The following is a 10,058-nucleotide window of genomic DNA, read 5'->3' as shown; positions in this document are numbered from 1 at the left end:
CCCGCCCCGGATCACCGCCCGGGACCATTTTGATGCGACGTCCCAGGGCTTTGCATGTACGGATCTGATACGCCGTGCACCATCCAGGCCGCGCGAACCACCGACTCGGATCGGCAACGAACTCAAACCAATCCGTGCAGTCGTCCAGGGCCCGCCACCCCGCCGACATACATGTGTAGCCTGACATTCACCCGAAATCACCCACCCCAATCCAAGCCGACCCTCGCACGCCATTCGAGTGCACATCCACAGGCCACGCAGACCCAACAACCGACACGACACGGATGCGGCCGAACCGCAGTGACCGGCGTCGTCGTCTACCGCACCCCGCGCACAGCACGGCTGCCCGGCACACCTGGAACTCACGACCAACAGAAGCGTCGTACCGGCCTTCGACAAGAAAGTGGAGCACCTACTCCGGGGCACCCGAACGACCCCGATGGAACTGAGATGTGCGGCCCCGCACAGCGCAAGTACGGTCCCCCGTCATGGCAAGCCGCCTGCGGGACGACGCTACGGGCACCTGCGCGGCCAGACTGTGAGCGAAAGCCGAACCATGAGCATTGAGATCCCCCAAGACCCTGCTGTGCCGCGCGCTTCGGACACCAGAGCATGGGAGCCCGACACCCCGCCCGCGACCACCCACATCGACACCACCGACCTCGCTCCGGGCGAATCCCCTACCGTCTCCCCCGGCGCCGGCCAGGCCGCCGCTCTCGCGGCCCTCCAGCGCGCCAGCGCCTGGGCCCTGCACGAAGAGATCGGACGGGCGCGGGAGCGCGGCGTCTCCTGGCGCGACCTCGCCGCCACCCTCGACATGTCGGCCATGACCCTCCTGCGCCACTACCGCGCAGGGCGTGGCATCGTCGTGATCGGCCAGAAGTCCCCCGACGACGTGTACTACCGCAAGGACATCGGAAGGCAGTTGGTCCACTCGCTCACCCCGATCCTGCGAACCGTCGTCGACGACGGGCTGAACGGCGACCCGCCCGTGGCGGCGGACCGCTTCCTCGGGAGGACGTCGGAGCTCTCCGAGATGACCGCCCTCCTCGGACGGTCACGCGCCCTCACCCTGACCGGGCCTGCCGGAGTGGGCAAGACCCGGCTCGCACTCGAATACATCTCCCAAATGAGCCAGTTCGGAGCCAGCCCGGTGCGATGGGTCGACCTCGGACCGCTGTCGGACGCCGCCATGGTGGAACCGGCCGTGGCCGCCGCGGTGCACGAGGGCCGGCCGCCCGCCGCCCTGGTGGAGGACCTCGTAGCCGAACGCTACGGCCGCACCAAGGCCGTCATCGTCCTGGACAACTGCGAACACCTGGCCGCCGCATGCGCCGCCATGGTGCAACGCCTGCTCGCCCGCTGCCCCCACCTGCACATCCTGGCCACCAGCAGGGAACCACTACAGATACGCGGCGAGGTGATCCTCACTCTCTCCCCCCTGTCGGCCGTCGCCGATCCCCCGCAGCAGGACTTGGCTGTCCAGTTGTTCGTGGACCGGGCACGGACGGCGGACCCGTCCTTCCGCCTCACCCCCGAACTCGCCGCCACCATCGCCGACGTCTGCACGCAGCTGGACGGCCTTCCGCTGGCCATCGAACTCGCGGCGCGGCAGGCCGCCGTCCTGCCCCCCGAGCAGCTCCTGCGAGGTATGGAACGGCGCCTGGACCTGCTGGTGAACCACCTGCGCGGAGCACCCGACCGGCACCAGAGCCTGCGGCAGGCGATCCAGTGGAGCCACAACCTGCTGACCGCCGAGGAGCGACGGGCGTTCCGTGCCCTGTGCTACGCGCCCGGCAGCTTCGACGAATCCCTGGCGCATGCCCTGTGCCACACGTCGCGGCCGCAACCGCCCGACCCGTGGCCACTGCTCAGCGCTCTGGCGGCCAAGTCCCTGCTGATGCCGGACGCCCCCGGCAGGTTCCGGATCCTCGAATCACTGCGGCTCTTCGGCACCGAGCAGCTCAGGGCGGGTAGCGAGGAGGGCACCGCACGGGCCCGCTTCCTCGCCTGGGCAGGCGACCTCGCCAAGACCATGCTGCTGTCGACCGCGAACCACGAGGTCATCGGCACGGTCGATGCCGAGCGCCACCACCTCCAGCACGCGGTCCAGGCCGCTGAGGAGGCCAACGACCACCGGCTTCCGCTCATGGGCGCGGCCCTCGCCGCCTGCTGGATCCGGCTCGGAAACCATCAGCCGGCCCGGGACCTGACCAGACGTCTGCTCCTCCAGGAGCCGCCCGCTGCAGGCCGCGCCCATCTCGAATGCTCACGCTCGCTCGCCTGCCGCATGGCAGGCGACTTCGACGAGGCCCGCAGCACGGCGCGGACCGCCCTCGACATCGCCCGGGACCTGCAGCACCCGGCGCTGACCGTGCGCTCCCTCTCCGCGCTGAGCCGTGCCCACAGCGCCATGGGCGCCCACGGGAAGGCCGTGGCCGCCAGCCGCGACCAGGTCGCCCTGCTACGGACCACCCACCAGACCTTCGCCCTGGCCACCGCTCTCAACGACCTCGCCTGGGTCATCCTCCCAGCCGGACTCACCGACGAGGCGGGCGAGTACATCGACGAGGCGCTGACCCTTCTCGACCCGGCGAGTTCGCCCGAGGCGTTCAGCACTGCGCAGCACACCGCCGGCAGCATCGCCATGGCAGCCGGACACTACGAGGAGGCAGAAGCCCACTTCGGGGCCTCGCTCACCCGCACCAGCGCCAACACCGACACCACCCTCTACAACCTGGAAGGGCTCGCGGTCACAGCCCTGGCAACCGGCGACAGCAGCAGGGGCCTGCACCTGGCCGCCGCGGCAGCAGCAGCCCGCAGCCACACTCAGGTGATGGCCACACCTTGGTGGGCCGACATGGTCGCCGACTTCACCAACCGCGCCGGCGCGCCCCGCTACCCCGCCCGGCAAGGCCGTACCCCCGGCGGCAACCTGGAGGACGCCGTGCACTACGCCCTAAGCTGCCAGAGCCCCCAGAGCGCGGCGGCGGGAACCCACCTCACTCAACGCGAGTACCAAGTAGCCGAGCTGGTCGCACAAGGTCTGACCGACCAACAGGTCGCTGCCCGCCTGCAGATCTCACCGCGCACGGCATCCAACTACGCCGCCAGCATCCGCACCAAGCTGGGCCTGGCCACCCGCATCCACATCGCGACATGGGTCACCTCCCAGCGGCCGCCGACCGAGTAGCCCAGCGGACAGGGCAACCCGGATGTCCTGTCAGTCCCATGCACCCGGCTCCTGCCATCACGGCTCCACCCAGCACGGTCGCACTACTTCACCAGCTCTGTGTGAGTAGCCAGCGCCCGGCACACCGGCAGCAGCTGCTGCTGCCATGGACATGCAATTCAAGCTCGGCAGAATCGCGTCGCGGTCAGCTCTCTGGTCCGTGATCGCGTCGCGGGTGGTGCGGAGCTTCCTTAGGGTGTTGGCCACCTGCGTCTCGACGGTGCGCTTGGAGAGGGAAGGTTCACCCTCCGAAACAACGCAATGTCCTTTCGCCACCCAAGTTCCGGACGCCTTCTGCAAAAGGCGCCGGGAAGCGCCGTGCTCCCGCAGCAGGAGCACGGCACCCACCCCCTGCATCCTGTGCCCCCCCCCCGGTTGAGGTCACGCGCACAAGGTTCGCGTACCGCCGCTCCTGGGAGGCGGACCGGAGGCGGACCCGATGAGTGCTGGGGGCTCCATGCCTGTGGTCAGCCGCGGCCGAGTAGGGCCAGGCCCAGGGCGAGGACAGTCAGTCCGCACCAGGAGGTCGCCGGTAGGCGTTCGCCGAGGACTGCGACGCCCAGGACCGCGGCGACGGCCGGCTCGGCCAGGGTCAGTGTCGTGGCCATCGCCGCAGAAGTGTGGCGTAGGCCGTACCCGAAGAGACGGTAGGCCAGGTAGACGGTGAACATCGCGAGGTACAGACCCACCGCCGCACCGCGGGCGGTGGCGAGCCAGTGCATGCCGGTGGACAGAACGAGCGGCAGTACCAGCAACCCCGCCGCGCCGAACAGCACGCCCATAACCGGGTCGGACGGGTGTCCGTTCGCGATGAGCCTGCCACCGATCAGCGAGTAGACGGCGTAGGAGAGTCCGGCGCACGCGGCGAGCGCGATGCCCGTCATGTCGACCGGCATGGCACGGCCGGTGAGTTCAGGGCCCAGTACGATCACGGTACAGCCCAGCACAGCGGCCGCGGTGGCGCAGCTCCGTCGTGCGGTCGGCCGGCCGTGTCCGGTGATCCAGGACAACAGTCCGGTGAAGACCGGCGCGCTGCCGAGTGCGATCACGGTGGCCACGGCCACCCCTGTCCGGGCGACGGCCGGGTAGAAGGTAACCGGGTACCCGGCCACCGCGAACGCGCCCAGGACGAGCAGCCACCGCTCGGATCGCGTGCAGGCGGCGGGCAGGAAGCGGACGCCGCGCGAGGTGAGGAGCAGAAGGAGGCCGCCGAGGGCGAGGCCAGTGCAGCCGACGGCCCCCGCTGGTGCGCCGGCAGGCGCCAGAGAGCTCGCGGTTCCGGTCGTTCCCCACAGCACTGCGGCGATGAGGATGGGCACGGGGCCGCCCGCGCAGTGGTCACGGGAGGGCCGCCGGCCGGCGGCGGGGCGGGCAAGAGCCAAAGGGGTGGTGCTGTTCGGCACAGTCGTGTTCTTCCGTCGTCGAATGCGTCAGAGACCGGATTCGAAACGGGCGCACGACACCACGCCCTGGCCGCCCTGCGGGTCGGCCGGCGTCGGGGATGAACCGTCAGTGTCTGCGCCCGGTCAGGCGCAGAGCGGTGGCAGAACGACGTGCCAGTAGGTGTTCACCCGACGATAATACCTGGCTGCACCCGGGCGGCAGGCCGCCTCAACGGCCGACCGCCGGCACCCGCCACCGCCGCGCCGCCGCCTGAGCCGACCACATCCGCGCGTAGCGGCCGTCACTCTCGGTGAGCAGTTGGCGATGGGTGCCGCGCTGGGTGATGCGGCCGCCGTCGACCACGAGGATCTGGTCGGCGCCCACGACGGTGGACAGGCGGTGGGCGATCACGACGACGGTCCGGCCGGCGACCAGGCGGTCGATGGCCTGCTGGACGACCACCTCCGACTCGGTGTCCAGCGCGGCCGTCGGCTCGTCAAGAAGGACAATCGGCGCGTCCTTGAGCAGGGCCCGGGCGATGGAAATCCGCTGTCGCTCTCCGCCGGACAGCGCGGACCCGGTCTCGCCGACTCGCGTCTCGTAGCGGTCCGGGAGCCGATCGACGAACTCGTGGACATTGGCGGCCCGGGCGGCGGCCTCGATCTCGGCGTCGGTGGCACCGGGTCGGGCCAGCGCGATGTTGGCACGGATGGTGTCGTCGAAGAGGTACACGTCCTGGAAGACGACGGCGATGTGGCGCAGTACCTCGTCCGGCTCCAGGGTGCTCAGGTCGACGCCGCCGATCCGGACGGAGCCCGCCTGGGGGTCGGCGAAACGGCTGATCAGTCTGGTGACGGTGCTCTTGCCCGAGCCTGACGGGCCGACCAGCGCGGTCAGGCTCCGCGCGGGCACGGTGAGGTCGACGGCGGTAAGGGTGGGCTCGTCCTGACGGTCGTAGGCGAACGTGACCGAGTCGAAGGTGATGTCGAAGGCCGTGGGTGCGGAGCCTCCCGATGAGACGGGCAGGGGTCGCACGGCAAGCACCTCGCCGACCCGGCTCAGGGACGCCTCGGACAGCTCGAACAGCTTCGTCATGACCGCCGCCGTACTCAGCGGTTCCGCGAACCGCGCGGCCGTCACCACGACAGCCACCAGCGCCGGCACCGAGAACTGCGCATCCAGCACCAGGGCCGCTCCCACCGCCACCAGCGCCACCAGCGCCAGCTGGACGAGCAGTTGGGCGAAGGCGACCGGCGCAGCGGCCGAGCGGTTCGCCCGGGCCTGGGCGCGCTGCTGGTGGGCGAACACCGCGGCCAGGCGCGGCGAGTCGGAGCCCGCCTGACCGGTGGCCTTGAGGACGGGCAGGCCCTGGACGTACTCGACGATCCGGCCGGCCGTGGCGGCGTCGGCCTCGTCCACCTCGCGAAAGCCCGTGTTGGACCTCTGCTGGACCTGCCGCACGAAGGGCAGCGCGGCCGCGGTGACCGCCACCAGGACCAGGCCGAGCCGCCAGTTCACGACGAGCACGATCAGGCCGAGCACGACCGGCACGGTGACCAGCCGGACGAACAGTGTGGAGAGCGAGGAGATGGCCGCCGCCGCGGTGGCGGCGTTGGCGCCGACGACCGAGGTGAGGTCGCCTGCCGCGCGGCGGGCCAGCTCCTGCTGGGGCATGGACCGCAGGGCGTGGCCGAGGCGCAGCCGGGTGGACCGGGTGACCAGGTGCCAGTGGTCGTAGGTGAAGGCCGTCTCACGCACCCGCAGCACGCTCTCCAGCGCGACCAGTACGGCCAGAACGGCGATCCAGGTCCAGGCCCGCCCGGTGCGGACCGGGTCGCGGGCGAGTTCGGCGAGCAGCGGGATGAACGTCGCGTACGCGGTGACCTGCACGAGGGAGGCGACCGCGGAGATCCGCAGGGTGGCGCGGAACTGTGGGGCGTACGGGCCGGCGGCGGTGAGCATCAGGCGCAGGATCCGCCTCATCGGGTCGACTCCTCGGTGTGGGCGTGCCGGGCGGGTGGGGTGCGGGGGCCGGAGCTCGGCTGCTCGTTGGCGAGGCCCCAGCTCGCGGCGCGTTGGTGGCGCTCCCAGAGCTGGGCGTACCGGCCGCCGGCGGCAACTAGGTCGGCGTGCCGGCCCCGTTCGGTGATGCGTCCGCCGTCGAGGACGGCGATCTGGTCGACGTCGACGATGGTGGCGAGGCGGTGGGCGATGACCAGCACCGTGCGGCCGGAGGTGAGCCGTGCGACGGCCTGCTGGATGGCGGCCTCGCTCTCGGGGTCGGCGAAGGCGGTGGCCTCGTCCAGGATGACGACCGGCGCCCGGGAGAGCAGGGCTCGGGCGATGGTGATGCGCTGGCGCTGGCCGCCGGAGAGCCGGGAGCCGCGCTCGCCCACCTGGGTGCGGTAGCCGTCGGGCAGCTCGGCCGTGATGAACTCGTGGGCCGCTGCGGCCTCGGCGGCGGCCTGGACTTCGGCGTCGGTGGCGTCGGGTCGGGCGAGGCGGATGTTCTCGGCGACGGTGCCCGCCACCAGGAACGGGTCCTGGAAGACCAGGGCGACGTGCCGGAGCAGGACGTCGGTGCAAATCTCGCGGACGTCGACGCCGCCGACCCGTACGGAGCCCGATTCGACATCGTAGAAGCGCGGGATCAGCCTGGCGACGGTGGACTTGCCCGAGCCGGACGGCCCGACCAGCGCGCAGACCGTCCCGGCGGGGATGTCGAGGTCGATGCCGTCGAGTACGGGTCTACCGCGGTCGGCCGAGTAGCGGAAGCGGACGGCCGTCAGGGAGACCGCCGAGCCTCGCGGTTCGCGGGGATGGGCGGGCTCGGGCAGCGGCGGGGTGTGCAGCAGTTCGAGGATGCGTACCGCGCCGGCCTTGGAGTCGTTGATGTAGTTCGACAGGTGCATCAACGGCGCCACGGCCTCGATCGGCATGGTGCCGACTAGCAGGCCGAGCAACAGCTCGGGGACGGAGATCCAGCCGGTGGCGAGCATCGGCACAGCGCTCGCCGCAACGATCAGCAGCGTGGGCAGCGGGACGACGAACACCTGGTTGAGCAGGCCGGAGGCCCGCGAGGTGGCGGTCCAGGCGGCGACGGCTTCGGTGAACTCCTCGACGGTGTCGGCAAATCGGCGGAACGAACGGTGCCCGTCGTCGAAGGTCCGTACCACCGGCATGCCCTGGACGTACTCGACCACGGCCGCGTTGACGCTCTCGCTCGCGTCGTTGTAGCGCGCCCGCTTCTCAGCGTGGTCGCGGGTCATCAGTGACAGGCACACCATCGCGACGGGCACGATCAACAGCACGGCGAGCAGCAGCCGCCACTGGACCAGTCCCAGGGCGAGCAGCGCCGCCAGCGGCTGGGCAACGCCCGAGCTGACGAACGGCAGTGCGTCGGCGACCACGTTGTGCAGCGACTTCACATCGTCCTGCATGACCTTCTTGATCCGGCCCGAGCCCAGCCGCTGAACCTCCCCCAGCGGCATCCGCGCCACAGCGTCGGCGAGCCGACGGCGCAGCTCCACCTCCAGTTCGTAACTGGCCTCGTGGGCGGTCTGTTCGGCCCGTCGGCGTGCGCCGAACCCGATGAGCAGGCCGGTCAGTGCGCCTGCCGTCCAACAGGCCACGACTCGCCCTGCCGGATCGTCGGCCAGGAGCTCGCTGACGGCGAACGCCACGCAGACGAATCCGGCTACCGGGCCGACGCCGCCGATCACTCCGAGCAGCGCCGCGCGAGCCAGCCCGGCGCGGGCATGCGGGGCGAGCGCGACGAGCTCCCGGACACTTCGCAGGCCGCCGGGCGCGGTCATCGTGCCGCTCATCGACGGGCTCCTTCCACGGACAGCAGCCCGGCCAACGCCCGCTTGTCGACCTTGCCCAGGGCGGTACGCGGGAAGGACTCCAACACCGCCACCCGGTCGGGCAGTTTGAAGGCCGCCAGGCCGAGTCGGGTGAGGTGGGCGTTGAGTTCGGCCCGGGAGGGCGGGGGTCCGTGGGCGATCACGCAGGCGCAGCTGCGCTCCCCCAACGCCTCGTCCGGTACCCCGACGATCGCGACGTCGTGCACCTGCGGGTGGCCGAGGAGGTGGTTCTCGACCTCCTCGACCGGGATCTTGTCGCCGCCCCGGTTGATCACGTCCTTGATGCGGCCCTCCACCACTAGGTGCCCGCTGGGCAGTCGGCGGACGAGGTCGCCGCTGCGGTAGTAGCCGTCGCTGGTGAAGGCCGTGCGGTTGTGGTCGTCGGCCCGGTAGTAGCCGCGCAGGGTGTAGGGGCCGCGTACGTGCAGTTCACCGGTCTCCCCCGGGGCGACCTCGCGGTCGTCGGCGTCGACGATCCGCAGCTCGTCGTCCTCGGCGAGCGGCCGGCCCTGGGTCTCCAGAACGAGTTCGGCCGGGTCGTCGAGCCGGGTGAAGTTGAGCAGTCCCTCCGCCATCCCGAAGACCTGCTGGAGGCCGCAGCCGAGGACCGGGGTGATCCGGGCGGCGGTGGAGGGCTTCAGCCGCGCTCCGCCGACCTGCAGCAGGAGCAGGCTGCTCAGGTCTGCGGTGCTCTGCCCGGCCGCCTCCAGCCAGAGCAGCGCCAACGGCGGGACGAGGGCGGTGACGGTGATCCGCTCGCGCTCGATCAGCGGGAAGGCGTCGTCCGGGCTGGGGGTCGGGCACATCACGACGGTGCCGCCCGCATGCAGGGTTCCGAACGCGCCAGGGCAGGCCAGCGGGAAGTTGTGGGCGACAGGCAGGGCGGCCAGGTAGCGGGTGGTGGCGTCCAAGCCGGTCACCTCGGCACTGGCGACGGCGTTGTAGTAGTAGTCGTCGTGCGTGCGCGGGATCAGCTTCGGCAAGCCCGTGGTACCGCCCGAGAGCAGCAGCAACGCGACGTCCGAGGTGTCGGGTTCGGGCAGCCGCCGCGGCTCGGCCAGGGCGAGGTCGGCGACGGCGGTGAACTCCTGCGGCTCCCCGACGACCAGGACGTGCCGCAGGCTCGGGGCCCGCGGCAGCACCGTGCGGGCCAGTGCCCGGTGGTCGAAGCCGAGGTGGGTGTCGGGGACGACGTACGCCACCGCCCCGGAGAGCCGGGCCAGCTGCACGATCTCGGCGTCCCGGTGAGCGGGCAGCGCGAGAACCGGGACGGCACCGAGGCGGAACATTGCGAACGCCAGCGAAAGGAACTCGGCGACGTTCGGCAGGTGCACCAGCACCCGGTCGCCCGGGCCGATGCCCAGGTCGCCGAGTGCCGCGGCCAGCCGGTCCGCCCGGTCGTCGAGCCGGGCGTACGTCCAGCGGGTCGCGCCGTCCACGACGGCTAGCCGCCCGGGCGAGGCCGCCGCGCGCTCGCGTAGGAGCGAGCCGAGGGTGCGGCCCTGCCAGTAGCCGCGCTCGCGGTAGTGGGCGGCCGTCTCGTCCGGCCAGCCCGTACATCCGTCCAGCATGTTGGG

Annotated in this window: 5 protein-coding genes; 1 reads left to right on the top strand and 4 read right to left on the bottom strand. The window is 71.3% G+C overall.

What is annotated here, in order from left to right; translation table 11 throughout:
* Window positions 1-556: 556 nt before the first annotated feature.
* Entirely contained in the window at window positions 557-3,193 is a 2,637-nt protein-coding gene (locus ACFTWP_RS36870; protein WP_380269463.1) for an ATP-binding protein, read from the top strand.
* 506 nt (window positions 3,194-3,699) lie between these two features.
* Here ACFTWP_RS36870 and ACFTWP_RS36865 read toward each other — a convergent pair.
* From ACFTWP_RS36865 to ACFTWP_RS36850, 4 genes are all read right to left on the bottom strand, one after another.
* Window positions 3,700-4,551: a DMT family transporter gene (locus tag ACFTWP_RS36865; RefSeq protein ID WP_380269462.1), complete on the bottom strand. Its 852-nt coding sequence runs from the start codon at window positions 4,549-4,551 to the stop codon at window positions 3,700-3,702.
* Window positions 4,552-4,843: 292 nt separating this feature from the next.
* A complete protein-coding gene (locus tag ACFTWP_RS36860) occupies window positions 4,844-6,598 on the bottom strand; it encodes an ABC transporter ATP-binding protein (protein WP_380269461.1) in 1,755 nt (584 codons plus the stop codon).
* The gene (locus ACFTWP_RS36855; RefSeq protein ID WP_380269460.1) at window positions 6,595-8,442 is read right to left on the bottom strand and encodes an ABC transporter ATP-binding protein; all 1,848 of its coding nucleotides are present in this window, start codon (window positions 8,440-8,442) and stop codon (window positions 6,595-6,597) included. The genes ACFTWP_RS36860 and ACFTWP_RS36855 overlap by 4 nt, the downstream gene beginning before the upstream one ends.
* Window positions 8,439-10,052 carry a (2,3-dihydroxybenzoyl)adenylate synthase gene (locus ACFTWP_RS36850; RefSeq protein WP_380269459.1) on the bottom strand — a complete coding sequence of 538 codons (1,614 nt, stop codon included), beginning with the start codon at window positions 10,050-10,052 and terminating at the stop codon, window positions 8,439-8,441. Before ACFTWP_RS36850 ends, ACFTWP_RS36855 begins: the two co-directional genes overlap by 4 nt.
* Window positions 10,053-10,058: the final 6 nt, after the last annotated feature.

The sequence above is a fragment of the Kitasatospora sp. NPDC057015 genome (assembly GCF_042673745.1).
Classification (GTDB): domain Bacteria; phylum Actinomycetota; class Actinomycetes; order Streptomycetales; family Streptomycetaceae; genus Kitasatospora.
The sequence above is the reverse complement of the archived record's forward strand: the minus strand, read 5'-3'. Positions and strand labels throughout refer to the sequence as shown.

What these genes read in the sequence shown, in the direction of transcription:
- ACFTWP_RS36855 (WP_380269460.1), bottom strand. Translation starts at nt 8,442, where the DNA reads ATGAGCGGCACGATGACCGCGCCCGGCGGCCTGCGAAGTGTCCGGGAG.
- ACFTWP_RS36850 (WP_380269459.1), bottom strand. Translation starts at nt 10,052, where the DNA reads ATGCTGGACGGATGTACGGGCTGGCCGGACGAGACGGCCGCCCACTAC.
- ACFTWP_RS36860 (WP_380269461.1), bottom strand. Translation starts at nt 6,598, where the DNA reads ATGAGGCGGATCCTGCGCCTGATGCTCACCGCCGCCGGCCCGTACGCC.
- ACFTWP_RS36870 (WP_380269463.1), top strand. Translation starts at nt 557, where the DNA reads ATGAGCATTGAGATCCCCCAAGACCCTGCTGTGCCGCGCGCTTCGGAC.